Raw genomic sequence first — 25,018 nt, 5'->3', positions numbered from 1 at the left:
TACGACAACCCGGCCGACCTCACCGCCCAGTCGTGGACGGTGATGCGTTATGCCGAGGTCGAGGAAAACGGCAAGCTGGAATGGCTGATCCGCAAGGACGGCTGCATGCACTGCAGCGAACCGGGCTGCCTGAAGGCCTGCCCGTCGCCCGGCGCGATCATCCAGTACAGCAACGGCATCGTCGACTTCCAGGAAGAGAACTGCATCGGCTGCGGCTACTGCATCTCCGGCTGTCCGTTCAACATTCCGCGTCTGAATCCGGTCGACAACAAGGCGTACAAGTGCACGCTGTGTTCCGACCGGGTGTCGGTCGGCCAGGAACCCGCCTGCGTCAAGACCTGTCCGACCGGCGCGATCCGCTTCGGCAGCAAGGAGGACATGAAGACCTTCGCCGGCGAACGGGTCGAGGACCTGAAGTCGCGCGGCTATGACAACGCCGGGCTGTACGATCCGCAAGGCGTCGGCGGCACCCACGTCATGTACGTGCTGCACCACGCCGACCGGCCGGAGCTGTATCACGGCCTGCCGAAAGATCCGGCCATCAGCCCGGTGGTCAGCCTGTGGAAGGGCCTGCTGAAGCCGCTGGCCACCGTCGGCATCGCCGCCGCCGGCCTGTTCGGCTTCTTCCATTACATCACCGTGGGCCCGAACCGCACCGATGACGACAACGATGAGGAGCAACCGAAATGAGCCGTGAAAACCTCATTGTCCGTTACCGCGCCATCGAGCGGATCAACCACTGGATCGTTGCCTTCTGCTTCGTGCTGCTGGCGCTGTCCGGTCTGGCGCTGTTCTATCCGGCGTTCTTCTGGCTGACCGGCGTGTTCGGCACGCCGCAACTGGCGCGCATCATCCACCCGTTCGTCGGCGTGGTGATGTTCACCGGCTTCTCGGTCATGTTCCTGCGCTACTGGAAGCACAACCTGGTCAACCGCGAGGACATCAAGTGGATGATGGCGGTCGGCACGGTGCTGAAGGGCGGCGAGGTCGGCGACACCGGCAAGTACAACGGCGGCCAGAAAGGCATGTTCTGGCTGATGGCCGGCTGCCTGCTGGTGATGCTGGTCACCGGCTTCATCATGTGGCGACCGTACTTCGCGCCGATGTTCCCGATCCCGCTGATCCGCCTGGCCCTGCTGTTCCATGCCTGGTCGGCGCTGATCCTGATCGCCGGCATCATCATCCACGTCTATGCGGCAATCTGGGTCAAGGGCACGATCCGGGCCATGGTCGAAGGCGTGGTCACCGCCAGCTGGGCGCGCAGCCACCATCCGAAATGGTTCCGCGAAATGCAGGCCAGACAGCGCAAGTAGGCTGCCTCCCCGGTCACCATTGCGGGCGCCCACAAGGCGCCCGCAATGGTGTTCACCCCTCGTTGTCAGGACTTCGGTACGGCTGCCGCGATACGCGTGGCCAGTTCCGCCAGCATCCGGCCATGAGCCGCAACCAGCGCGTCATAACTGCCGTCGGCGGCACGGTCGCTCAGGGCGACCCGGCCGCTGTCGACCGCCGCGCCCCCGGCACGGGTCAGGGTCCACAGCGCCTCCAGCGCCGCCGGTCCCCCGAGCGTCGAGTCGAAACGCTGGATATCCACCGTCAGCCGGTAGACCGCCTCCTGGCCTGCAGCCTGCCCCGGCCCCGCCACGGCCATGCCCAGCCGCGTCGCCAGATCGGCACGCAGTGCCATGGCGATATCGCTGCGCAGCGGCTGCAGCCAGCGCCGCTGCTCCATGATCCGCAGCGCGCCGTCCTGGCGCACGACGAGCTGCGGCCGGTCGACGGCGTCCGGCACGGTCACCGCGACCAGTGCGAGCTTCACCTGCGCCGACGCGGAGGCGCCGACCGGCAGCGAGCTGTCGGCCAGGCTGTAGAAACGGGGGCTCGGCGAGGCGCAGGCGGCCAGCGCCGCCACCAGCATCATCGGAACAACGGAGCGTCTCATTGGTCTTTTTCCTTTCCGCGCAGCAGCGCTTCGGGGTTGCGCTCTAGGTAATCGGTCAGGTTGCGCAGCGATTCCGCCGCGCGGCCAACCTCGCGCAGCGTGCCGCGCAGGTCCTGCTGCAGCGGTGCGTCCTGCGCCAGCGTGCCCTGGGCAGTGTCCAGCGTCCGCCGCGCCTGGGCCAGCGTAGCCGCCGCTTCCGGCGCGACCTCGCCGTCGAGGCGGCGGATCAGCTTGTCGCTGCTGTTGATGGCGCGGTTCAGGTCGCGAATGGCGACGCGCAACTCGCGGCTGATCTCGTCGAACGGGATCTTGTCGATCTTCTTCAGGATGCTGGCGGCCGAGTTCTGCAATTCGCCAAAGCTGCCCGGCGTGGTCGGCAGCACATGCGGTTCCTGACGCCAGTCGATTGTGGTTTTCGGCAGGGTCGGGAAGAAGTCGAGCGCGATATACAGCTGCCCGGTCAGCAGGTTGCCGGTACGCAACTGGCCGCGGAAGCCGTGTTCGACCATCGCATCCAGCAGCTTGCGCTGGTGTTCCTCGGAGGAGTCGGCCAGCTTTTGATCCTGCGGCCGGCGATAGCGCGCCTGCAACCGGTGCGGGTAAATCGCCACCTCGACCGGGAACAACAGTTTTCGGCCCTTCGGGTCGTATTCGAGATCGATCGACTTGACCTCACCGATGACGATGCCGCGGAAGTCCAGCGGCGCACCGACCGACAGCCCGCGCAGGCTCTCGGTGAAATACATCAGGAAGGTGCGGGTATCGGTATCCGGCGTCTTCATCGCCTGCACCTTGTCCGCCGCCAGCCGGAACGAGGTGTTTTCCTTCGCCGGCTGACCGGCCGGCAGGTCGCTGGCGTCCTGGAAGGCGATACCGCCGGCCAGGATGGCTGCCAGCGATTCGGTCTGCAGTTTCACACCGTTGGCATCGATGCTGACATCCAGCCCGCTCGCCTGCCAGAAGCGGCTGCTGCTGGTCACGTATTTCTCGTACGGGCTGTTGATGAACACGCGCAGGGTGACGCTGCGCCCGTCGGCATCAAGCTGGAATGCCGTGACCTGCCCGACCTGGATGCGACGGAAATAGACCGGCGAACCGACCCCCAGCGAGCCGATATCGGTGGTGTACAGCGTGAACTGGCGACCCGGCAGCTCGCCGGTCACTACCGGTGGCACATCCAGTCCGGCGAAGTTCCGCCGCTCCTCGGTCGACTTGCCGATATCCATGCCGATATAGGCGCCGGACAGCAGGGTACCGAGCCCGGACACGCCACCGACGCCGATACGCGGCTTGACCACCCAGAAGCGGGTGTCCTTCAGCAGCATGGAGCCAGTGTCCCTGGCCATGTCCGCGGTTGCGACCACATGCTTGCGGTCGGGTGACAGCGCGACATGGCTGACCACGCCGATATCGACGTCCTTGTACTTGATCCTGGTCTTGCCGGCCTCCAGCCCTTCGGCGGACAGCAGGGTGATGGTGATGACCGGTCCGCGCTCGAGTACCGACTTGACCGCCAGCCAGCCGCCGATCAGCGCGGCGACCAGCGGAATGATCCATACCAGCTGCAGCGAGCGCTTTTTCGGCGGGTCCTCGCTGGCGACGGGCAGCGCATCCAGTGCGTCCTGCTCAGGGTTTTGCGACATGCGGCTCTCCGGGACGGTCCACATCCGGTTGATCATCGAGCGGATCCCAGATCAGGCGGGGATCGAAGCTCAGGGCCGAGAGCATGGTCAGCACCACCACCGCCGCAAAAGCGACGGCGCCCGGCCCGGGATTGATGGAAGCCAGCGACTGGATCTGCACCAGCGCGGCCAGAATGGCGACGACATAGATGTCGAGCATCGACCAGCGGCCGACGAACTCGACCAGCCGGTACAGCTTCAGCCGCTGCTGCGGCAGCCAGGTCGAGCGGCGCTGGGTGGTGATCAGCAGCAGCGTCAGCGCGATCATTTTCAGCAGTGGCACCATGATGCTGGCGAAGAACACCAGCAGCGCCAGCGGCCAGGAGCCGCTGATCCACAGGTAGACCACGCCGCTGAGAATGGTATCGGCCTGCACGCCGACGATGGAGCCGGTAATCATGATCGGCAGCGCATTGGCCGGGATATACAGGATCATTGCCGCCAGCAGCAGCGCCCACGCGCGTGCCAGGCTGGCCGGCTTGCGCACGTGCAGCATCGCATCGCAGCGCGGGCAATGGCCGTGTCCGTCGGCCGGCAGCCGTGACAGCAAACCGCAGGCATGGCAGCTGGCCAGTCCGCGCTGTCGCGCCGTGCGCCACACCGTCACCGCAGGCTCCCCAGCCGGCGCCAGATCGCGTCGGGATGAAACGACGCCGACATGCCGGCCATCATCGGGATCAGCAGCAGCAGCGCCCACAGCGACAGGCCGGGCATCACGCTGGCGTAGTGGGTCAGCTTGACCACCGAGACCAGCACGCCGAGCAGGAACACCTCGATCATCCCCCATGGCCGCGACAGGTGCAGCCAGCGCAGCACCTGCGGTGCGGCCGGTGGGCGCAGGCCAAGCCTGACCGCACCGAGGACATAGACCAGCATGCCGAGAATGCCGGCCGGGGCGACGATGGTGGTGACCGCCACCAGGATGGCGACCAGATACATCCGGTCCAGCCACAGATGGCGAACGGCGCTGGCCAGACTGCTGGCCGTGGTATTGCCCTGCATGTCGATGGCCACGATCGGGAAGGCATTGGCCACGATGAACATGATCATCGATGCCAGCGCCAGCGCCAGAGTGCGGGAGATCTCGTTCGGGTCATGCCGCAGCAGCACGCCGCCGCAGCGGGCGCAGCGCACCACGCGCGAACGCGGCGGATAGTGCAGCCGCTGTACCAGGTCGCACTCGTGGCAGGCGACGATATTGTCGCCGGCGTTCAGGGAAGGCAGGTCGACGCGAGCATCAGGCAACGCCTCTCTCCTGCAGGAAGAAACAGCTTCAAGAATACGTCACGCCGGCGTCGGCGTCAGTCCAGGTATGGCAGCGGGTCCACCGCCTTGCCGCGCAGGCGCAGCTCGAAATGCAGCTTGACCCGGTTGCTGGCGGTGTCGCCCATGGTCGCGATCTTCTGCCCCTTGCGCACCGACTGCCCTTCCCGCGCGATCAGGGTCTGGTTGTGCGCATAGGCGGAAATGTAGTCGTTGTTGTGCTTGATGATCAGCAGATTGCCGTAGCTGCGGATGCCACGCCCGACGTACACCACCTTGCCGGCCGCTGCAGCATAGACCGGGTCGCCGGCGGCACCGGCGATGTCGATGCCCTTGTTGCTGCTGCCGTCAAAACGACCGACCAGTTGCCCTTTGGCCGGCCAGGCCAGGCTGATGCCCGATGCCGGCGCGGGCTCGGCCGGCGGCGGTATCCTTGACGGTTTCGGTGCGGGTTTTGTCGTCGACGGTTTCGATGCCGTGCCGCCGGACGGGCGGGAAGCGCCGGTTGGTGGCGAAACCCGCAGCACCTGCCCGGTTTCGATGCGCGAGGCATCGCCCAGGCCATTCCAGCGGGTCAGCTCACCGACACTGCGGCCGTGATTGACGGCAATGCGGTACAGCGTGTCGCCGGATTTGACCCGATAGTAGCCGGCGGCGACCGGCTGGCTGGAGCCGGTTGTGCCGCAGGCAGCAAGAAGGCAGGCGAGCAGGGCCGAGGAAAGAAAGCGCATGCGGCGGATTCTAACATCAGCCGGCGCCATGGCCGGATGCGTGCAGTGTGATGCCGGACCGTGGCGGGTCCGGCAGGGCGGTTGCTAATCGCGCTTGCCGTAAACGGCGTCGAGCAGCGCGTCCAGGTCTTCGTGAAAGCGGCGGGCCTCTGCCTGCTTGCGGTCCGTCCGGGTAATCGGACGATGCATGAAGCGTTCGCGCCACGGCCCGAGCGAGAACCCCGTGGTCTGCTCGATTTCCTTGAGGGAGGCCGTATTCAGCGAGCTATAACCGGTGCTTCGGTTCATGAACGTTTCCTTGTAAAAGGCAACAATTTCGTTCAGATGCGGCGGCTGTACAGCGACAACTTTAATAGCATGGCTGTTGCATCGCCGCAACCGCAAGTCCATGACGATCTGTGACTTTCTTGATCCGGCCCCGCGCCGGCCGACCCGGTGCGCGTGCCTGGCGACCGGGTGGTTTCGCCGCGGCTACCCGTGCCCCGCGACGGCGGACCGCCCCTGCCGCCAGCGCCAGAACAGGCGGGTCCCCAGCAGCACGCCGAGCACCATGGCGAACAGCGCCGGTTCGCGAATGTCCGCCTTGACCAGCCACCAGAAGTGCACAACCCCGGCGATGGCGATCGGGTAGACCAGGCGGTGCAATTGCCCCCAGCGCCGCCGGAGCCGGCGCATCCAGCCATCGGTCGAAGTCAGCGCCAGCGGCACCAGCATGGCGAAGGCGGCGAAGCCGACCGTAATGAACGGCCGCTTGACCACGTCATGGACGATGGTGAACGGGTCGAACATCTGGTCCAGCCACAGATAGGTCAGGAAATGCAGCGACACATAGAAAAAGGCGAACAGCCCCAGCATGCGCCGCAACCGGATCACCGCGTTCCAGCCGCTCAGCCGGCGCAGCGGCGTTACCGCCAGGGTGATCATCAGCATGGTCAGCGTCCACCAGCCGGTTTCCCGGGTGAGGAACTCGACCGGGTTGGTCTGGTGGCCGAGCAGCAGCCGCCAGACGATGGAGGCCAGCGGCAGCAGGCACAGCGCGAACAGCAGCGCCTTGAGCCGGGCGGGCGCAGGCGGCCAGTGGCGGCGCATCAGAACCATTTGCGCAGGTCGAGCCCGCGATACAGCCCGGCCACCTGCTCGCCATAGCCGTTGAACGGCAGCGTCTTGCGCTTGAACAGCTCGCCGATGCGCCGTTCGGTTGCCTGGCTCCAGCGCGGGTGATCGACGTCCGGGTTCACATTGGAGAAAAAGCCGTATTCGTCCGGCGCGGACTTCATCCAGCTGGTCTGCGGCGAACGCTCGACCAGATTGATCTTCACGATGGACTTGATGCTCTTGAAGCCGTATTTCCACGGCACCACCAGCCGTACCGGTGCGCCGTTCTGGTTTGGCAGCGTCTCGCCGTACAGGCCGACGGCAAGGATGGCCAGCGGGTGCATGGCCTCGTCGATACGCAAGCCTTCCCGGTATGGCCAGTCGAGCAGCAGCATCCGCTGCCCCGGCATCTCGGCCGGACGCGACACGGTGACGAACTCGACGAACTTGCCGCGCGACTGCGGCCCGACCTGCTTCAGCAGCGCCGACAGCGGAAAGCCCAGCCACGGAATCACCATCGACCAGCCTTCGACACAGCGCAGCCGGTAGATGCGTTCCTCCAGCGGCGCCAGCTTCAGGATCTCGTCGAGCGAGAAGGTGCGCGGCCGGTCGACGAAGCCGCCGACCTCGACCGCCCATGGCCGGGGCTTGAAGTGACCGGCGTTGCGGGCCGGGTCGCCCTTGTCGGCGCCGAACTCGTAGAAGTTGTTGTAGCGGGTGATGTCGTCGAGCGGGGTTTTCGCCTCGCTGGTCGAATAGCGGCCCGGCGTACCGGACAGGGGCGCTGCCGCAGCCAGCCCCGGCCACAGCAGGCCGGCGGATGCCGCCAGCCCGGTCGCCATCAGGCGACGGCGATCGAGATAGCACGCCTGCGGCGTGATCTCCGACGCGGGCGGCACGGATGGATCATCGATACGGATCAGTGACATGGCAACCTCCGGCACCGGGACGAAAACGGACAATACCCTGTCGTGGACCTTCTGCGGCAACCATCGTTCACGCCCGCCCGCAGAAGGCTCAGATCAGCGTTGTCGAGAAGCCGTGAACCACACTGCTGATGCCATTGATGATGAACTGCACGCCGAGGCAGATCAGCAGAAACCCCATGATCCGTCCAACTGCGCTGACGCCGCCGGTGCCCAGCGTACGCTGTACCCAGCCGGCGCTGCGCAGCGTCAGCCAGCACACCACCGACGTGATCAGGATGCCGATGATGACCGACACGAAGCCCATCCACATCGCGCCGCGCGACAGGTCGCGAATCGACGACGACATGCCGATCACCACCGCGATCGAACCGGGGCCGGCCAGCATCGGCATGGCCAGCGGGGTGAAGGCGACATCCGGCTTGGCGCGCGCTTCCTCGTGCACCTTGCGCGGCAGCGGCTGCTCGTCGGGAAACAGCATGCGGAAACCGATAAAGCTGACCACCAGTCCCCCGGCGATCTGCAGCCCGGGAATGGAGATGCCGAAGGTAGTCATGATCAGCTCGCCGGCGAGCAGGAAAGTGGTCAGGATGCCGACCTGATAGGCGCACGCCAGCGTCACCTGCCGCTTGCGCTCGGCCGGTGTCAGGTCGTGGGTGATGGCCAGCAGCAGCGCCGTGGTCGACAGCGGGTTGATAATCGGCAGCAGGCCGATCACCGTGGCAAAAACAAAGGCAGACAACGAGGACAGCAGCATCGAAAAGCTCCACAGCGAGCAGGCAGGATAGCGGCTAACGCCCGGAGGGGAAATCGGTTTTCCCCCGGGATGCCATCCGCCGCCATTTCCCCCTACTCTACGGGGTATCGGCCACGATATTGCCCACTCAAATCAAGACTCATGAAACCGGATTCCCAACATCGGCGCCTGCTCGACAACTGGCACGACGAGCTCAACAGTGCCGCCATGTACGACGCCCTGGCCGCGGCCGAACGCGACCCGGGGCGGAAGGACATCTTCGCCCAGCTGGCACAGGCCGAGCGGCGCCATGCCGAGGTCTGGCGCCGGCGGCTGGAAGGCGCCGGCCTGACGCCGCGCCCGCATCGCCAGGACTTCAGGACCCGGCTGATGCGGCGGCTGATCCACTGGTTCGGACCGGCCTTCGTCATCTCCAGCATCGCCGCCGCCGAGTACGCCGACCGCAACAAGTACGCCGGCCAGCCGGATGCCGCCGCGCTGTCGTCGGAAGAGCGCGGCCACGCCGCCGTCATTCAGGCCGTGGCCGATGGCGGACCGGCCATTGCCGGCGCCGAGCCGTGGCACCGCGGGCTGGCCTCCGGCAATGACCTGCGGGCGGCCATACTCGGCGTCAACGATGGTCTGGTATCGAACTTCTGCCTGGTGATGGGGGTGGCCGGCGCTTCGGCCAGCCCGTCGTCGGTGCTGCTGACCGGCTGCGCCGGTCTGATCGCCGGCGCACTGTCGATGGCACTGGGCGAATGGCTGTCGGTCACCAATGCCCGCGAACTGGCCAGCTCGCAACTGGGCAAGGAAGCCGCCGAGATCGAACAGACGCCGGAAGCGGAACGGCACGAACTGGCACTGATCTACCGCGCCAAGGGGCTGCCGAAGGACGAGGCCGAGCGCATTGCCGGCACGCTGATGGCGGACAAGGACACGGCGCTGGACGCCATGGCGCGCGAGGAACTCGGCATCGACCCGAAGGAACTCGGCGGCCGGCCGTGGCGCGCAGCCGGTCTGTCGCTGGCGCTGTTCTCCCTCGGCGCGCTGATGCCGATCCTGCCGTTCACCCTGCTCGACGGCATGGCGGCCCTGATCGGCAGCGCCGTGCTCAGCGCACTGGCGCTGTTTGCGGTCGGCGCGCTGACTTCGCTGTTCAACGGCCGCTCGGCGCTGTTCTCCGCGCTGCGCCAGACCGTGATCGCCGGCCTGGCCGCCGCCATCACCTACGGCGTCGGTCATGTGCTGGGCGCATCCCTGTCCGGCTGATGCCTGCCTTACAATGGCGGCCCGATTGCCTGCAGAAAAGCCCGACACCGTGACCGAACACCCCCCGCAGATCCACTGGACCGAGAACGGCGAAGCACACAGCGCACGCTGGCGCGCCGAAGGCGGGACGCCGGCACCGAAACGCGTGCAGGTCGTCGACGACCAGACCCCGGCCGATCTTGCCTACCGCCTGGCCTGCGAAGGTACGGCGCTGCTGTGGCGCGGCGACTTCCACAACGCGCGCCAGTTGCTGCAGGCCATGGCGCGCCGCGCCGACCGCAAGCCGCGCAAGACGGCCGCGTCAGCCGCCGATGCCTTCCATCTGCACCGGCAGGCCCAGTCGCAGCGCGCCCGCACGCTGGGCATGCTGCTGCTGCCGTTCGAGGCCGGCCACCAGTTGCCGCTGCGCCGCGCGCCCGATGTGCGCGCTGCCTGCCAGGAAGCCTGCGGGCCGGCCGACGACGCCTATGTGATGTCGCTGCGCGAGCTGCAGGGCATGGTCGGTGCTCATGAATGGCGCAAGAAAGGGGTGGAAATTCCGGTACTCGGTGCCCGCATCCATCCGTACTACGGCGTGTTCTCGCCGCTGCGCGGCGAGTATGTCGATCTGGTTGCCGGCACACCGCTGCCGGACACCTCGCTGGCCTTCGACATCGGCACCGGCACCGGCGTACTCGCGGCCGTACTGGCGCAACGCGGCGTCGCGCGCATCATTGCCACCGATCAGGACCCGCGCGCGCTGGCCTGCGCCCGCGACAACCTCGCCCGGCTCGGCGTCGACCACCAGGTCGAGGTGATCGAAGCCGACCTGTTCCCGCCGGGTCGCGCACCGCTGGTGGTGTGCAACCCGCCCTGGGTGCCGGCGCGGCCGAGTTCTCCGATCGAATACGCGGTCTACGACCCGGACAGTCGCATGCTGCGCGCCTTCCTGGCCGGACTGGCCGACCATCTGACGCCCGGCGGCGAAGGCTGGCTGATCCTGTCCGACCTGGCCGAACACCTGGGACTGCGCACGCGCGAGGCGCTGCTGGCGATGATCGACGCGGCCGGACTGACCGTGATCGACCGGCACGACATCCGTCCGCGCCACCCGCGCGCCAGTGACGACAACGACCCGCTACATGCTGCGCGCGCCGCGGAAATCACCTCGCTGTGGCGGCTGGCGCCACAGCCGCCGCAGCCGGATTAGACATCGGCGGCACGCGCGGGAAAGATCGGGGGCCATGCCACCAAGCCATGGGAGCCCCCGATGCATGCCGGCAATGTCTCCCCCTATTCCACCGTCCTGACCGGGTGGCGCGATCACCCGCATGCGTTGCCACTGCTGGACCGGGTCAGACACGCCTGCCACCCGGCCAACTGGGACGCGGCCATGGCCGCGCCACTGACCGTGCCCGACAGGGTCTTCGCTACCGGCAATACCCGGCTGGAAGCGCGATTGCTGCCGGTTTACTTCTACCAGCGGCCGCGTATCGAGCAGGACATGGCGCGCTGGTACACCCCCCACTGCCAGTTCCGGCGGCTGGACCCCGGCGAAGCCAACTGCGCCGAAACCAGCTGGCAGACGGTGCTGGCCGGCCTGCGGCCGATGGGACAGTTCTCCGTCCCCACGCTGTTCTCCCCGGTCCTGCACGCCATACTGACGCTCGACCGGATCGGTGCCTTCGTTTTTCCCAGGGAGAGCACCGACACCCTGCTGATCGTGGTCATCTACCGGCGGGATGCCGAACAGGGGGAAACCTTTGCCCGGCGCTTTATCGAGCTGTACCGGCAGAAACAGGAAGTCATGCGGTCGATGACCGGCAGCGCGGCAGACAAGGCGATTGCCTCGGAGAAAGTCGTGGCCCGGGCCATGGGCGAGATCCTGCACTACACCGACGCGTCAATCGACGCCTACCTGAAGCACCTCGACACGCTGGGCCAGCCCCCTCAGGACACGGGCACCGGCTGAGGCGCCCACGGCTGGCCCAGTGTCGTGCCCTGCCCGCCGTGGCGTGCCAGGTTGTCGGCGATCGCCTGCATCGACGGCCAGCGTTCCGCACACCAGTCCGGTGCCAGCAGCACGTCGCGTTTGGCCGTTGCCGACACGCGGTGGAACACCACGTCGGCCGGCGTGGCGCGAATCAGGTCGGCGGCAATGGTCACGTAATCGTCGAAACCGACCGGGGCCAGCTCGCCGCGACGGAACTGTGCGGCCATGCGGCTGCCGCGCACGATATGCAGCGGATGCAGCTTGATGCCCTCGACGCCGGCATCCAGCACCTGGTCCAGCGTGATCCGGCACATGGTCGCCGTTTCGCCCGGCAGGCCGACAATCAGATGGGTGCAGACCTGCAGGCCGCGCACATGCGCCCGGGTCACCGCGTCGCGGTAGGCAGCAAAGCCATGCCCGCGGTTGACCCGTTCCAGCGTCGCGTCGAATGCACTCTGCAGACCGAGTTCCAGCCACACTTCGGCGCCGCGGTCGCGATAGCCGGCCAGCAGGTCGAGTGCCGCGTCCGGTACGCAGTCGGGCCGGGTGCCGACGCACAGGCCAACCACATCGGCCGAGCGCAGCGCGGTTTCGTACATCTCGCGCAGTACCGACACTTCGGCATAGGTATTGGTATAGGCCTGGAAATAGGCGAGGTATTTGCGCGCGCGGTCGGCGTCGAGCTTGCCCTGTTCCAGTTGCTGGTCCAGCGGCAGGGTGGCAGCACGGCTGAACGCACGCACATTGCAGAATGTGCAGCCGCCGCGGCCGAGCGTGCCGTCGCGGTTCGGGCAGGTAAAGTCGGCGTTCAGCGCCAGTTTGTGCACCCGCTCGCCGAAACGGCGTTTCAGATGGTGTCCGAGGGTATGGACGAGATGATCAAGTTGCATAGGGGGACAGAGTCTACCGGGGACGGCCCGATGTCCCCTTGCCCGTCGTCAATGCTGTCAGTGCCAGCCCAGCCAGTACAGGATGGCAATCAGTCCGGACGAGATGACCAGCGCCTGCGCCAGCGTCACCGCCCATTCGCGGAAGCTCTTGCGCTGTTCGCGCGAAAACAGCCACTGGTACAGCGCCAGCAGGACAAAGGCGAACACGAAGAACTTGAACAGGCGGCCGAGCATCGGTTTCCACGGGCAGGCGACAGGAGCGGCGATTGTCGGCGTGCGGCCGGCACCGGGCAAGCGCGACCGTCGTCGCCACGCCGCCCTCGCGTGGCATAATCGTACACGACTGTCATCCCCGCCCTGACCCCCATGACCTCCGCACCCGACTCCGTCGGTCTGGTCGAAGCGCAGACTGCGCACTTCGATACCCCGCTTGCCCTCGCATCCGGCAGCCAGCTCGACCGCTATACCCTGTGTTTCGAGACCTACGGCGAACTGAACGCCGACCACAGCAACGCCATCCTGATCTGCCACGCGCTGTCGGGGCACCACCACGTTGCCGGCCGCTACCATCCGGACGACAAGGCGGCAGGCTGGTGGGACAACATGGTCGGGCCCGGCAAGCCGATCGATACCCGCCGCTTCTTCGTGGTCGGCGTCAACAACCTCGGTGGCTGCCACGGCTCGACCGGACCGTCGAGCATCGACCCGGCCAGCGGCCAGCCATTCGGCTCGCGCTTTCCGGTGATGACCGTGCCGGACTGGGTGTGTACCCAGGCCAGGCTGGCCGACCGGCTCGGCATCGAGCGCTGGGCGGCAGTGATCGGCGGCAGCCTCGGCGGCATGCAGGCGCTGCAGTGGTCGCTGGCCTATCCGGACCGCATCGCCCATGCACTGGTCATCGCCTCGGCGCCCCGGCTCAGCGCGCAGAACATCGCGTTCAACGACGTTGCCCGCCAGGCGATCCTGACCGACCCGGATTTCCACGGTGGTGATTTCTACGCCCACGGCGTGGTCCCGCGCCGCGGGCTGCGGCTGGCGCGCATGCTCGGCCACATCACCTATCTGAGCGACGACGGCATGGGTGCCAAGTTCGGCCGCATGCTGCGCAGCGGCGAATACCAGTATGGCTACGATGTCGAATTCGAGATCGAGAGCTATCTGCGCTACCAGGGCGACAAGTTCTCCGACTACTTCGACGCCAACACCTATCTGCTGATGACCAAGGCACTGGACTACTTCGATCCGGCTGCCAGCCACCAGGGCGACCTGGTTGCCGCACTGAAGCCGGCCCGCGCCCGCTTCCTGGTCGCCGCATTCACGTCCGACTGGCGCTTCAGCCCCGAACGCAGCCACGAGACGGTCAAGGCGCTGGTTGCCGCCGGCAAGCGCGTCGCCTACGCCGAAATCGAATCGGCACACGGCCACGATGCCTTCCTGATGCTCGATCCACCGTATGTGGAACTGATGCGTACCTACCTGAACAACGTTGCCCGCGAGGTGAACGCATGAACCTCCGCCCCGACCTGCGCCAGATCTACGACTGGGTGCCCGCCGACAGCCGCGTGCTCGACCTCGGCTGCGGCGACGGCACCCTGCTGGCGGCGCTGAAGCAGAAGCGCGTCACCGGCTACGGTGTCGACTTCGACGTCAACAATGTCATCGCCAGCGTCGGCAACGACGTCAACGTGATCCAGGCCGACCTCGAGGAAGGGCTGATGGAGTTCGGCGACGACGCCTTCGACACCATCGTGCTGTCGCAGACCATCCAGGCCATGAAGAACACCGAAGCCATCCTGATCGACATGCTGCGCGTCGCGCACGAGGCGATCGTGACCTTCCCGAACTTCGGCTACTGGCAGAACCGCTGGCAGATTTTCCGTGGCCACATGCCGGTGTCCGAGACCATTCCGTACCAGTGGTACGACACGCCGAACATTCACTGGTGCATGCTCGGCGACTTCGAGGCGCTGTGCGAAAAGAACCGCATCCGCATCGCCGAACGCAAGGTCATGGACGGCGAGAAGGAGATCCACTTCCTGCCGAACCTGCGCGGCAGCCTCGCCTTCTACCGCATCGCGCGCGACCGCAGCTGATCCCTGCCAGCCATGGCGCCGCAGCATGGCACAATGGCGTCTTTCCCGACCCGATCCCGGCCGGCCGCGCGCCGGCCGGCGCTTTTGCGACAGCCTGATGACCCCCTCCGAAGCCCCGACCTGGTACCGCGCCATTTTCACCCGCAAGATGCTGATCTGCGTATTCACCGGCTTCGCCTCCGGCCTGCCGCTGTACGTGCTGCTGAACCTGGTCCCGGCCTGGATGCGCAGCGAGGGCGTCGACCTGAAGGCCATCGGCCTGTTCGCGCTGATCCAGCTGCCGTATACGTGGAAATTCATCTGGTCGCCGCTGATGGACCGTTTCTCGCTGCCGCTGCTTGGCCGGCGGCGCGGCTGGATCGGCGCCACGCAACTGGTGCTGGTCGTGCTGATCGCCTCACTCGGGCTGTTTCACCCGCAGGCCGACATCGCGCTGATCGCCGTGCTCGCCATCGGCGTGTCGTTCAGCTCGGCCAGCCAGGACATCGTGCTCGATGCCTACCGGCGCGAAATCCTCGATGACCGTGAACTCGGTCTCGGCAACTCCATCCACATCAATGCCTACCGGCTGGCCAGCCTGATCCCCGGCTCGCTGTCGCTGATCCTGGCCGACCACCTGCCATGGCGCGAGGTCTTCTTCATCACCGCCCTGTTCATGCTGCCGGGCCTGCTGATGACACTGGCCATCAGCGAGCCGAAACTGATGCGCGCCGCGCCGAAAACGCTGGAAGAAGCAGTGGTCGAGCCGTTCCGCGAATTCATCACCCGGGCCGGCTGGCGCGAGGCGCTGCTGATTCTGGGCTTCATCTTCCTGTACAAGCTCGGCGACAGCATGGCCACCGCGCTGGCCACCCCGTTCTACCTCGATACCGGCTTCAGCAAGTCGGACATCGGCCTGATCGCCAAGCACGCCGGGCTGTGGCCGGCGGTGATCGGCGCCCTGCTCGGCGGCATCTGGATGCTGAAGCTCGGCATCAACCGCGCACTGTGGCTGTTTGGCGTGGTCCAGCTGGTGTCCATTCTCGGTTTTGTCTGGCTGGACCAGACCGGGGCGGACCGCATGGTGCTGGCCGCCGTCATCGGCTTCGAGGCGCTCGGCGTCGGCCTCGGCTCGGCCGCCTTCATCGCCTTTATCGCCCGCACCACCGACCCGCGCTATACCGCAACCCAGTTTGCGCTGTTCACCAGCCTGGCCTCGGTGCCGCGCGCGGTGATCAACTCGACGACCGGTTATCTGGTCGAGGCACTCGGCTGGACCCCGTTCTTCCTGCTGTGCACGGCGCTGGCGGTTCCCGGCATGCTGCTGCTGTTCAGGATCGCACCGTGGAACCCGCCAGAACGCGACAAGGTCAGAAGCGCAGCGTAGCCGACAGCCACAGCCGCCGTCCCTCCTGTATCCGCTGGTAGGCGTTGACATAGGCCGCCGCCTCCGGCGACAGCGGATTGGGTCCGTAGTCGACAAGGTTCTTGTCGAACAGGTTGTACAGCGTCGCGGACAGCGCGACCGATTTGCCGAAGGCATGGCTGCCACCCAGATCGAACAGCAGATACGGTGCATAGCTGACCGGGCGCCGCGCCGGCGTCAGCCCGCGATACTGGCCGGCGCGATAGCTGGCGCCCAGCCACAGGCGTGCCGCATCGCCATGCGTCCAGTCCAGCCGCGCATTGGCCATGTGCCGTGGCTGGTCCCCGAACGGGTGGCCCCGGCCCCGGCCGGTGAGCTGCCTGCTGTCGGTCAGGGTGTAATTCAGCGTGGCCGACCAGGCCGCGCCCAGTGGCTGCCGCGTGGCCAGCTCCAGTCCGAACAGGCGTGCGGCGCCAATATTGGCCGACTGACTGAACTCGGTCACCGGCCGTCCCCGACGATCGGTCCAGGGCCCGACATCGACGCAACCCGGTACCCGGCCCGCCTTTGCGCGGCAGTTCGGCAGCCGCACCGACTCGATCTTGTTGCCGAAGCGGGTGTGGAACAGCGTCGCCGAAGCCGTCCGCCCGCGCAGCGTGTTGAAGCCCACGCCGAGCTCGGACAGGGTGGCGGCTTCCGGCTTCAGTTGCGGATTGCCGAGCAGCGGCAGCGTACCCTGGCGGCCGAGGCCGATGATGCCGGGCGTGGTCTGGTTCAGCCGTGGCGGTTTGTGCCCGCGGCTGATGCCGCCCCTGACCGTCCACTGTGCATCGGCGTTCCACCGCAGAGACGCACGCGGACTCCACTGCCCGCCGGCAGCCTGGATGTGTTCATGCCGCAGGCCCAGCGTCAGCGCCAGCCGGTCGCTGAGCCGCCACTCGTCCTCGGCAAACACGGCCCACTGCCGCCGGGTCAGCGACGACTGCGGGTTGTCGGCCAGCGTGTCGTGCAGGCGCTGCTGCCAGTACTGGCCACCGGCCGTCAGCCGGTGCGGCGCGTCCGGCCAGGGGGCGACCAGCCGGCTGTCCAGCGTCAGATTGCCGTGTTCGAGCCGCCGCGGTTGCCCGTCATCGGCCCGGCGTGGCCAGCGCATCGGCTGGGTCCGGCCCCGGGTCGCGGTCCGGTCATGCAGCAGGCTGGTTTCGCTGCGCACTGCGCCCCAGCGCCCCAGATGGGTCAAGGCATAACGGTCGCGGTCGAATGCCATGTCCGGCGCATAGCCGCCACCGGCTGCGCGGGCCGGTACCGACTCATTCAGCGTGCCCAGCTCGCCGCGCCGGTTCGAATACGCGAGCCGCGCCCGGTCGATATCGAGCAGCAGTTCATGTGCTGGGTCCGGCGTCAGTGTCAGCCGCAACCCGAAGTTGTCGCTCCGCCCGGCACCGAGTCCGTTGAAGCCCGGCGTGACGGTCCGGCCGTCGCGATCGGCATAACGGATGTCGGCGCCGTCCCGGTGCGTGGCGCCGGCCCGCACCGCCAGACCGAGCAGGCCCGCCTTCAGCGGTCCGCTCGCATGCAGTGTGCCGCCCTGGTCTCCGTCGAATGCACGGTTCAGCGACAGGGTCCCGTCCAGCTGGAACGAACCGCCCCAGCGGCTTCCGGTCTTGCGGGTAATGATGTTGACCACCCCGCCCAGTGCATCGGCACCGTACTGGACCGCCATCGCGCCGCGCATGACCTCGATCCGCTCGATGGCGGACGCCGGCGGAATGAAGTGACTGTCGACATCACCAAAACCGTTGGGGCGCACACTGGCGCTCTGATTCAGCCGCTTGCCGTCGATCAGGATCAGCGTGTAGTCGGCAGGCATGCCGCGGATGCGGATATTCGCCCCGCCGGCCTTGCCGCCCCGGCTGACATCCACGCCTTCGACCTCTTTCAGCCCGTCGCCGAGATTGTGGAAACGCCGCCGTACCAGCGTGTCTCCGTCAATGACCGACAGACTGGCGGACGCCTGCCCGCTCCGGACACCCGCTCCGGCCGGACTGACAACGACCGGTTCCAGTACCACGGCCGGCTCGGCCCGCGCCGTCCCTGCCGGCAACAGGGCCAGCAGGCCCGCTACCCTTGCCCAACGATGCCACTCCATACCCGTGCTCTCCGTCTGCTGTTCTGGCGCGACGCACGGGGCCCTTCCCCGCCGTCGCGCCAGAACAGCAGGGCGACGGAGAGAGGGGCACGGAGAAACGGGCAGGGAAGCGCATTCCGCCATGATCCGCACGGGAGGAAACAACGGAATCAGAGGAATCCGAAAAGTGGACCGCTGACAACAAAAAACCGCTTCCTGGCAGGAAGCGGTTCAGACAGTCCGTAAACCCCGTCCACGAAGAACGGACGAGCGAAGCGAGGTTTCCCCGCGGCGGCGGGGACGGAAGAGGCAGGATTCAATCAGGCAGACTGCCGTGCTCACGACAGTTTCTGTCAGTCGGGCGTGCACCGACGCCACGGTGAACGTCAGTGCCCACCTGTATGAGCAATCTGAACCGCCTCCTGCCAGGAAGCGGCTGATGGTCAATGCCGCATCAGCGCGCCATGCGCGCCGACGCATGTCCGGCAACCCGGCCCGAGGTCAGATAGCTGGCAATATAGTCCTGCGACACCTCGCCGCTGTAGCGGCCATCGGCGTCGACCACCGGCATCCAGGTCAGGTTGTGCTCGTACAGCCGCGACAGCACGACGCGCAGGTTTTCGTCCGCCCCCGAGGTGACGGTAATCGGGGTCAGCCGGTCGGCGCAGACGCCGTCCGCGCCGCGCGCCTCGCGGCGCTTGACGAAACCGAGCGGCTTGCCGGCCCCGTCGACCACGGTCAGGTAGCGCAGGTCGTTGTCGTCCATGATGCCGAACGCCGTGCCCAGCGGCGTATCCAGGCTGGCGGTCTGGGTTTCCTGCATGTCGGCCACATCGCCGGCCTGCACCAGCAACAGCCGCTTCAGCGTGCGGTCCTGGCCAACAAAGGAGGCCACGAAGTCGTCGGCCGGTTTGGCCAGGATCTCGTCAGCGCCGGCGCACTGGACAATGCGCCCCTGACGGAACACGGCAATGCGGTCGCCGAGCTTGATTGCCTCGTCGACGTCATGGCTGACCAGCAGCACGGTCTTGCCGAGCTGGCGCTGCATCTGCAGGAATTCGTTCTGGATCTGTTCGCGGTTGATCGGGTCGACCGCACCGAACGGCTCGTCCATCAGCAGGACCGGGGCATCGGCCGCGAGCGCGCGGATCACGCCGATGCGCTGCTGCTGACCGCCCGACATTTCACGCGGGTAGCGCTGCAGGAAGCGATCCGGGTCCAGCGCCACCATGTGCATCAGTTCGCGGGCGCGTTCGCGGCAGCGGCGCTTGTCCCAGCCGAGCATGCGCGGCACCACGGTGATGTTTTCCTCGATGGTCATGTTCGGAAACAGGCCGATCTGCTGGATCACGTAGCCGATCTTGCGCCGCAGCGCCACGGTATCGATGCCGGCAGTGTCCTCGCCGTTGATCAGCACCGAACCCGAGGTCGGCTCGATCAGCCGGTTGATCAGCTTCATGGTCGTGGTCTTGCCGCAGCCGGACGGGCCGAGGAACACGCACATTTCGCCTTCCGGCACGCTGAGACTGACATTGTCGACGGCATTGAATGCCTGGCCGTTCTTCTGGACGAATTGCTTGCACAGGTTTCTGAGTTCAATCATCAGCGAATTCCTTTCGGGGTCAGTACGCGCTGCAGTTTCAGCAACGCCCAGTCCATGACGACAGCCAGCAGGCTCACCATCACGGCACCGGCGATCAGTTTGCGAATGTCACTCTGGCTGATGCCGTGCAGGATCAGCGTGCCGAGGCCGCCGGCGCCAACGATGGCGGCAATCGCCATCACGCCGATATTCAGCACCACGGCAGTGCGGATGCCGCCGAAAATCACCGGCACCGCCAGTGGCAGCTCGACCCATTTCAGCCGTTGCCAGAAGGTCAGACCGATGCCGCGCCCGGCCTCGCGTATCCCCGGATCGACCTGGGTCAGCGCGGTATGGGTATTGCGCACGATCGGCAGCAGCGAATACAGGAAGGCGGCGGTCACGGCCGGCACCGCGCCGATGCCGTGCCCGATCTGCGAGAACAGCGGAATCATCAGTCCGAACAGCGCAATGGCGGGGATGGTCAGCACCACGGTCGCCAGCCCCAGCACCAGCGACGCCAGCGAACGGAAGCGAACGATCAGCACCCCCAGCGGCACGCCGAGCAGTACCGCCAGCCCGACGGCCAGGCCGACCAGCTGCAGGTGTTCGCGCGTCAGGCCGAGCAGATAGCCGGTGTTGTGGATCAGGTATTGCCAGGTTTCCATGTCGGCCTCCTCAGATCAGTCCGCGCTGGCGCAGGAAATCGGCAGCCACGGTCCGCACCGGCAGGTGTTCGATGTCGACGCGGGCGTTCATGGTCGACATCGCCTCGTTGTCGAGCGCGGCGGACAGGGTGTTCAGCGCGTCGGCCAGTCCCGGATGCTGCGCCAGCACCTCGGCACGCACGACCGGTGTCGCCGCGTAGCTGGGGAAGAAGCCGAGATCGTCTTCGAGCACCACCATGTCGAAGCCCTTGACCCGGCCGTCGGTGGTGTAGACCAGTCCGGCCGGCACGAAGCCGTCGCGGATGGCGGTATAGACCAGTCCCGGGTCCATCTGCCGGATCTGCGGGCGGGTCAGCGGCAGCTTGTACAGCGCCTGCAGCGGCTTGAGCCCGTCCGGCCGGCCGGCGAACTCCATATCCAGTCCCAGATGCCAGGCCGCGGACGGATCGGCCAGGGCGACGGCGTTCATTTTTGCCACCAGATCGGACAGGGTGCGAATCCCCTCGCGTTCGGCGCGCTGGCGCTGCATTGCGAACGCATAGGTATTGTTCAGCGCCGATGCGTTCAGCCAGGTCAGGCCCTTGTCGGCATCGAGGCGTCTGACCGTGTCGTATGCCTGCTCCGGCGTCATGCGCTCGTTGATCTTGTTGTAAACGATGAGTGCGGTGCCGGTGTAGTCCCACACCAGGTCGAGCTGCCGGCTTTCCAGTGCCCCGCGCATGATCACGGTGGCCAGATCGCCCTTCTGGCTGACCTGGAAGCCCTTGTGCTCCAGGTACTGCGCCGTCAGTTCGGACAGCAGTTGCTGCTCGGTAAAGTTCTTGCTGCCGATCACCAGCCCGGCCGCGACGGCCTGGGTACCGGCAATGGCCAGCATGGCGGCGGCCAGCAGCCGCCCGGCATGGCGCCGGAATGTGGAACAAAGCGACGGGAATGTCGTCATGACGGTCCTCCTTGAAGTGGGGCCAGCCGGCCGGTCGCACGGAGCGGCGGGCATGGCGGTGCCGGCGGCGTCACCGCCGGCCACGGGGGGATGGCGGAATCAGTTCGCCTGGCCCGGCGTCATCAGCCGGCCGAAGCTGGCGACGATGAAATCCAGGAACAGCGCGACCAGTGCGGTCGCGGCGGCACCGATGAACAACGCGGTCTGGTTGTTCAGGTAGATGCCGGGGAAAATCAGCTCGCCGAAGCTGCTGGCGCCGATCAGGAAGGCCAGCGGTGCGGTACCGACATTGATCGCCAGTGCCACGCGCACGCCGGACAGGATCATCGGCAGCGCGTTCGGCAGTTCGACCCTGAGCAGCCGCTGCTGCGGCGTCATGCCGAGGGCGTCAGCCGCTTCCAGCATCGCCGGCGGCAGGCCGGCCAGGCCGGCGTAGGTATTGCGGACGATGGGCAGCAGCGATGCCAGGCACAGTGCGACGATGGCCGGCCGGTCGCCGATGCCGATCAGCACCATGGCCAGCGCCAGCACCGCCAGCGGCGGCAGGGTGTTGCCGATATTGAAAAGCTGCATCCACTTCTCGGCATGGCGGCGCATTGCCGCCCGGCTGAGCAGAATGCCGCTGGGCAGGCCGATGGCCAGTGCGGCCAGCATCGACACGCCGACCAGATACAGGTGCTGGCGTCCCAGGTAGACGAGGTCTTCCCGGTAGTCCCGCAGCACGTCCGGGCCGATGCCCCAGACCAGTGCGGCCAGCAGGGCGGCCGTGACCAGAAGCCCGATGGATATGCGCTTGATAAACGCTCTTTTGTACATCTGCGTCCTCCTTGGCGACTCGCGGGGACCGGACGTCCTGCGCGAATGCTGTAATGATCGCGACAACCAGGGCGGTGCTTTGCCGCTCCCGCCGGATGGCGAAACGCGGGCAGAAACACGCCCGTAAAGAGCTGCCTTGTAAACACGGTGTCCGGGTGGACCGGACCTGAATTGAGGTGCGCCAGGTGGCGCATTTGACAGTCGTCTGACTGCAGAACTGAGTGCGGCGTTACGCGCCGCGGGGGATGCCGCAGCCCCGTTTATAACACTTGGTTACGCAGAAAAACAATTCCTTACCGCACTTTCCGGACCGTTTTCACCATGAAAAGCCGCGCAGGAAGCCCCGGAAAACCCCGCCAGACCTGGATTTGACCGCAAACGGAGCACGAACGGCGACAACGTTCTACAATCGCCCGGAAATCCCGTTTTTTCGACGCGGCACAGCGCGAATATCCGCGCTGCGTACCGCAGTTACCCGTTTTTCGAAGACGATATGAGCCAGAAATTTCCCGTTACCCAGGCGATCCGCGCCTTGCGCGCGGCCGGGGTCGAATGGACCGACCATCTGTACGACTATGAGGAGCACGGCGGCAGCGCCGTTGCCGCCGCCTCACTCGGCGTCGACGAGCACTGCGTGATCAAGACGCTGATCATGCAGGACGAGAACCGGAAGCCGCTGATCGTGCTGATGCACGGCGACCGCGAAGTCTCGACCCGCAGCCTGGCCCGCCAGGCCGGTGTCAAGCACATCGAACCGTGCACGCCGGAAACCGCCAACAAGCACTCCGGCTACCTGGTCGGCGGCACCAGCCCGTTCGGCACCCGCCATCCGATGCCGGTGTACATGGAAGCGAGCATCGCCGGGCTGCCGAAGATCTTCATCAATGGCGGCAAGCGCGGTTATCAGGTCTGTCTGGCGCCGGCCGACGTGATCCGCCTGCTGAAGCCGACCCTGGTCGACGCGGCACAGGCCTGACGCTCAGTCGACGGCCAGTTTTTTCGCCACCGCTGCCAGCCGCGCGCCCAGTGCCTGCGCCAGCGTGCGCTCGGCCTCGGCCAGCGGGTGCTGACCCTCGACGCCAGCCCAGTGGCTGGCCCCGTACGGCGAACCGCCACCGGTGGTGGTGCTCAGCGCCGGCTCGGTATACGGAATGCCGACCAGCAGCATGCCGTGATGCATCAGCGGCAGCATCATCGACAGCAGCGTCGATTCCTGCCCGCCATGCAGGCTGCCGGTGCTGGTGAACACCGCCGCCGGCTTGCCGGCCAGCGCACCGGACAGCCATTCCGGCGTGGTGCCATCCCAGAAGTACTTCATCGCCGACGCCATGTTGCCGAAGCGGGTCGGACTGCCCAGCGCCAGTCCGTGGCAGGCGCGCAGATCGGCCTGCTCCACATATGGCGCGCCCTCGTCGGGCACGGTCGGCGCGGTGGCCTCGCACAGCGCCGACACCGCCGGCACGGTGCGCAGCCGGGCCCGGCAGCCCGGTACCCGCTCGATCCCGCGCGCGATCTGACGCGCCAGCTCCCGCGTCGCGCCATGACGGCTGTAGTACAACACCAGAATTTCGATCATCAGGCTTTCTCCTTGCAGTCGGCCGCATGGTACGCGAGCGCCCCGGCCGCGGCGATTGGCAGGCACGGCGCACCGGCTGTCGATAAGCTGCCATAATCCTGCCATTGCCCCGGATAGCCAGCCCGCCATGCCCGCCCTACCCGCCCGCCTCGACCCCCCCCTCAGTTTCGCCGCCTTCATCTGGCGCCGTGCCATGCACAACCGCAGCATCCAGGTCGCCGCCAGCCTGACATTCACCACGCTGCTGTCGCTGGTACCGCTGTTCACCATCGCACTGATCGTCGTCTCGGCGTTTCCGGTGTTCGACGACATTTCCGCCGCGTTCAAGACCTTTCTGCTGACCAATCTGGTGCCCGATTTCGCCGGCAAGGTCATCACCGTCTACCTGAAGCAGTTCACCGACAACGCCGGCAAGCTCACCGCCGTCGGCATCGGCGCGCTCGGTGTGACGGCACTGTCGCTGATGTTCACTATCGACAGCACGTTCAACAGCATCTGGCGGGTCAGGAAAAGACGGCCGCTGATGCAGAACATGCTGGTCTACTGGACCGTGCTGACGCTCGGCCCGATCCTGCTCGGGGTCGGCATTTCCGGCTCGGCCTGGCTGCTGCGCGAAAGCGGTCTCGGTCATCGCCTGCCGTGGTTCGCCAGCCTGATCCAGGACGGCGGCACCCTGCTGCTGTCCACGCTGATGCTGACCGTGCTGTACGGACTGGTGCCGAACCGCCACGTGCCGCTGTCGCAGGCGCTGACCGGCGCGTTCTGTACCTCGCTGGTGCTCGGCATGGCCAAATGGCTGTTCGCGCTGTACCTGTCCGGCTTCAAGTCCTACCAGTTCGTCTACGGCGCGTTCGCGACCTTCCCGATCATGCTGCTGTGGCTGCAGCTGCTGTGGCTGATCGTGCTGCTCGGCGCCGAAACGACCGCGGCGCTCAGCTACTGGCGCGGTGCAGCCTGGCGACGCGAGTTCGAAGCGCAGCGCCAGTTCCGCGATGCGGTCGAAGCCCTGTTGTGCCTGGCCGATGCCCAGCGCGAAGGCCGCGCGCTGACCCAGCCGGAGCTGCGCCGGGTCATCGATACCGGCTATGACGAAATCGGGCTGGTACTGGACGAGTTGACCCTGGCCGGCTATGTGCAGCGCGGCGAGCGCGATCGCTGGGCGCTGCTGCGCCGGCCGGAAGACATCCGCCTCGACGACCTGTTCCGCCGCTTCGTGCTCGACACCCGGGCCGGAGAGGATGAGGTCGCACGCGGACTCAGCCGGCTGATGGTGCCGGTCGGTCACCAGCTCGACCTGTCACTGGCCGAGTTTGGCCGGCAACTGCAGGCATCTGCAGCCGAAACGACGGGCTGAGCGA

General features: G+C 66.6%; 27 protein-coding genes. 10 read left to right on the top strand and 17 right to left on the bottom strand.

Features of this window, described 5'->3' with window-relative positions; all coding sequences use genetic code 11:
- Nucleotides 1–690 (top strand): formate dehydrogenase subunit beta (fdxH, locus tag Q352_RS0110570; RefSeq protein WP_028499321.1); only part of this gene is annotated, 690 nt, incomplete at its 5' end.
- Entirely contained in the window at nucleotides 687–1,313 is a 627-nt protein-coding gene (locus tag Q352_RS0110565; protein WP_028499320.1) for a formate dehydrogenase subunit gamma, read from the top strand. The genes fdxH and Q352_RS0110565, both read left to right, overlap by 4 nt.
- Before the next feature lie 65 nt (nucleotides 1,314–1,378).
- Here the strand turns inward: Q352_RS0110565 and Q352_RS0110560 are convergent, their stop codons facing one another.
- The 9 genes from Q352_RS0110560 to Q352_RS0110520 form a co-directional block, all read right to left on the bottom strand.
- A complete protein-coding gene (locus Q352_RS0110560) occupies nucleotides 1,379–1,942 on the bottom strand; it encodes a PqiC family protein (RefSeq protein ID WP_028499319.1) in 564 nt (187 codons plus the stop codon).
- Entirely contained in the window at nucleotides 1,939–3,585 is a 1,647-nt protein-coding gene (locus Q352_RS0110555) for a PqiB family protein (protein ID WP_036385982.1), read from the bottom strand. The genes Q352_RS0110560 and Q352_RS0110555 overlap by 4 nt, the downstream gene beginning before the upstream one ends.
- Nucleotides 3,569–4,231, bottom strand: coding sequence for a paraquat-inducible protein A (locus Q352_RS20655; protein ID WP_036385979.1), 663 nt, complete (start codon nucleotides 4,229–4,231; stop codon nucleotides 3,569–3,571). The genes Q352_RS0110555 and Q352_RS20655 overlap by 17 nt, the downstream gene beginning before the upstream one ends.
- The gene (locus Q352_RS23900; protein WP_051528864.1) at nucleotides 4,228–4,869 is read right to left on the bottom strand and encodes a paraquat-inducible protein A; all 642 of its coding nucleotides are present in this window, start codon (nucleotides 4,867–4,869) and stop codon (nucleotides 4,228–4,230) included. The genes Q352_RS20655 and Q352_RS23900 overlap by 4 nt, the downstream gene beginning before the upstream one ends.
- Nucleotides 4,870–4,925: 56 nt before the next feature.
- Nucleotides 4,926–5,618, bottom strand: a complete 693-nt coding sequence (locus Q352_RS0110540; RefSeq protein ID WP_028499316.1) for a peptidoglycan DD-metalloendopeptidase family protein — start codon at nucleotides 5,616–5,618, stop codon at nucleotides 4,926–4,928.
- Between the two features lie 84 nt (nucleotides 5,619–5,702).
- The gene (locus Q352_RS0110535; RefSeq protein ID WP_028499315.1) at nucleotides 5,703–5,906 is read right to left on the bottom strand and encodes a hypothetical protein; all 204 of its coding nucleotides are present in this window, start codon (nucleotides 5,904–5,906) and stop codon (nucleotides 5,703–5,705) included.
- A gap of 183 nt (nucleotides 5,907–6,089) precedes the next feature.
- Complete coding sequence (msrQ, locus tag Q352_RS0110530; RefSeq protein WP_028499314.1) at nucleotides 6,090–6,707, bottom strand: protein-methionine-sulfoxide reductase heme-binding subunit MsrQ; 618 nt, start codon at nucleotides 6,705–6,707, stop codon at nucleotides 6,090–6,092.
- Nucleotides 6,707–7,642: a protein-methionine-sulfoxide reductase catalytic subunit MsrP gene (gene msrP, locus Q352_RS0110525; RefSeq protein ID WP_211249618.1), complete on the bottom strand. Its 936-nt coding sequence runs from the start codon at nucleotides 7,640–7,642 to the stop codon at nucleotides 6,707–6,709. The genes msrQ and msrP overlap by 1 nt, the downstream gene beginning before the upstream one ends.
- An 88-nt stretch (nucleotides 7,643–7,730) precedes the next feature.
- A complete protein-coding gene (locus Q352_RS0110520) occupies nucleotides 7,731–8,396 on the bottom strand; it encodes a MarC family NAAT transporter (RefSeq protein WP_051528862.1) in 666 nt (221 codons plus the stop codon).
- Nucleotides 8,397–8,537: 141 nt separating this feature from the next.
- Here Q352_RS0110520 and Q352_RS0110515 point away from each other — a divergent pair, with 141 nt between their 5' ends.
- From Q352_RS0110515 to Q352_RS20650, 3 genes are read left to right on the top strand one after another with little or no spacing between them, the layout of a single operon-like run.
- Nucleotides 8,538–9,647, top strand: a complete 1,110-nt coding sequence (locus Q352_RS0110515) for a VIT1/CCC1 transporter family protein (RefSeq protein ID WP_028499311.1) — start codon at nucleotides 8,538–8,540, stop codon at nucleotides 9,645–9,647.
- 49 nt (nucleotides 9,648–9,696) lie between these two features.
- Nucleotides 9,697–10,836: a methyltransferase gene (locus Q352_RS0110510; protein ID WP_028499310.1), complete on the top strand. Its 1,140-nt coding sequence runs from the start codon at nucleotides 9,697–9,699 to the stop codon at nucleotides 10,834–10,836.
- 60 nt (nucleotides 10,837–10,896) lie between these two features.
- The gene (locus tag Q352_RS20650) at nucleotides 10,897–11,598 is read left to right on the top strand and encodes an NleE/OspZ family T3SS effector cysteine methyltransferase (RefSeq protein ID WP_051528860.1); all 702 of its coding nucleotides are present in this window, start codon (nucleotides 10,897–10,899) and stop codon (nucleotides 11,596–11,598) included.
- Here the strand turns inward: Q352_RS20650 and mnmL are convergent.
- Nucleotides 11,577–12,509 (bottom strand): tRNA modification radical SAM protein MnmL/YtqA, encoded by a 933-nt coding sequence (gene mnmL / locus Q352_RS0110500; protein ID WP_028499309.1) that lies wholly within the window; start codon nucleotides 12,507–12,509, stop codon nucleotides 11,577–11,579. The two genes, Q352_RS20650 and mnmL, sit on opposite strands and share 22 nt — an antisense overlap.
- Before the next feature lie 57 nt (nucleotides 12,510–12,566).
- On the bottom strand, nucleotides 12,567–12,743 hold the full coding sequence (locus tag Q352_RS23735) for a protein MIGRI (RefSeq protein WP_169735646.1): 177 nt from the start codon (nucleotides 12,741–12,743) through the stop codon (nucleotides 12,567–12,569).
- A gap of 132 nt (nucleotides 12,744–12,875) precedes the next feature.
- Between Q352_RS23735 and metX the strand changes: the two genes are divergently transcribed.
- From metX to Q352_RS0110480, 3 genes are all read left to right on the top strand, one after another.
- On the top strand, nucleotides 12,876–14,018 hold the full coding sequence (metX, locus tag Q352_RS0110490) for a homoserine O-succinyltransferase MetX (protein WP_028499308.1): 1,143 nt from the start codon (nucleotides 12,876–12,878) through the stop codon (nucleotides 14,016–14,018).
- A complete protein-coding gene (metW, locus tag Q352_RS0110485) occupies nucleotides 14,015–14,602 on the top strand; it encodes a methionine biosynthesis protein MetW (protein ID WP_028499307.1) in 588 nt (195 codons plus the stop codon). Before metX ends, metW begins: the two co-directional genes overlap by 4 nt.
- A 97-nt stretch (nucleotides 14,603–14,699) precedes the next feature.
- Nucleotides 14,700–15,968: an AmpG family muropeptide MFS transporter gene (locus Q352_RS0110480; protein ID WP_028499306.1), complete on the top strand. Its 1,269-nt coding sequence runs from the start codon at nucleotides 14,700–14,702 to the stop codon at nucleotides 15,966–15,968.
- Here the strand turns inward: Q352_RS0110480 and Q352_RS20645 are convergent.
- The 5 genes from Q352_RS20645 to Q352_RS0110455 all read right to left on the bottom strand — a co-directional run bounded on the left by Q352_RS20645 (nucleotide 15,952) and on the right by Q352_RS0110455 (nucleotide 22,084).
- Nucleotides 15,952–18,096, bottom strand: coding sequence for a TonB-dependent receptor domain-containing protein (locus Q352_RS20645; RefSeq protein WP_036385974.1), 2,145 nt, complete (start codon nucleotides 18,094–18,096; stop codon nucleotides 15,952–15,954). The two genes, Q352_RS0110480 and Q352_RS20645, sit on opposite strands and share 17 nt — an antisense overlap.
- Before the next feature lie 433 nt (nucleotides 18,097–18,529).
- Nucleotides 18,530–19,678, bottom strand: a complete 1,149-nt coding sequence (locus Q352_RS20640; protein ID WP_051528859.1) for an osmoprotectant ABC transporter ATP-binding protein OsmV — start codon at nucleotides 19,676–19,678, stop codon at nucleotides 18,530–18,532.
- The gene (locus tag Q352_RS0110465; RefSeq protein WP_028499305.1) at nucleotides 19,678–20,325 is read right to left on the bottom strand and encodes an ABC transporter permease; all 648 of its coding nucleotides are present in this window, start codon (nucleotides 20,323–20,325) and stop codon (nucleotides 19,678–19,680) included. The genes Q352_RS20640 and Q352_RS0110465 overlap by 1 nt, the downstream gene beginning before the upstream one ends.
- 10 nt (nucleotides 20,326–20,335) lie before the next feature.
- Nucleotides 20,336–21,268 (bottom strand): glycine betaine ABC transporter substrate-binding protein, encoded by a 933-nt coding sequence (locus Q352_RS0110460; protein WP_051528858.1) that lies wholly within the window; start codon nucleotides 21,266–21,268, stop codon nucleotides 20,336–20,338.
- Between the two features lie 99 nt (nucleotides 21,269–21,367).
- Nucleotides 21,368–22,084 (bottom strand): ABC transporter permease, encoded by a 717-nt coding sequence (locus tag Q352_RS0110455; protein ID WP_028499303.1) that lies wholly within the window; start codon nucleotides 22,082–22,084, stop codon nucleotides 21,368–21,370.
- Nucleotides 22,085–22,577: 493 nt separating this feature from the next.
- On the opposite strand from Q352_RS0110455, the gene ybaK reads away from it, so the two are divergent.
- Nucleotides 22,578–23,060 carry a Cys-tRNA(Pro) deacylase gene (gene ybaK, locus Q352_RS0110450; RefSeq protein ID WP_028499302.1) on the top strand — a complete coding sequence of 161 codons (483 nt, stop codon included), beginning with the start codon at nucleotides 22,578–22,580 and terminating at the stop codon, nucleotides 23,058–23,060.
- A gap of 3 nt (nucleotides 23,061–23,063) precedes the next feature.
- On the opposite strand, the gene wrbA is transcribed toward ybaK, so the two are convergent.
- Entirely contained in the window at nucleotides 23,064–23,660 is a 597-nt protein-coding gene (wrbA, locus tag Q352_RS0110445) for an NAD(P)H:quinone oxidoreductase (RefSeq protein ID WP_051528857.1), read from the bottom strand.
- A 127-nt stretch (nucleotides 23,661–23,787) separates the two neighbouring features.
- Here wrbA and Q352_RS0110440 point away from each other — a divergent pair, with 127 nt between their 5' ends.
- Nucleotides 23,788–25,014 (top strand): YihY family inner membrane protein, encoded by a 1,227-nt coding sequence (locus tag Q352_RS0110440; RefSeq protein ID WP_028499300.1) that lies wholly within the window; start codon nucleotides 23,788–23,790, stop codon nucleotides 25,012–25,014.
- Nucleotides 25,015–25,018 lie beyond the last annotated feature (4 nt).

The sequence above is a fragment of the Microvirgula aerodenitrificans DSM 15089 genome (assembly GCF_000620105.1).
GTDB classification, from domain to species: domain Bacteria; phylum Pseudomonadota; class Gammaproteobacteria; order Burkholderiales; family Aquaspirillaceae; genus Microvirgula; species Microvirgula aerodenitrificans.
Note: the sequence above shows the minus strand (reverse complement) of the source record. Positions and strands in the feature narration are given on the sequence as shown.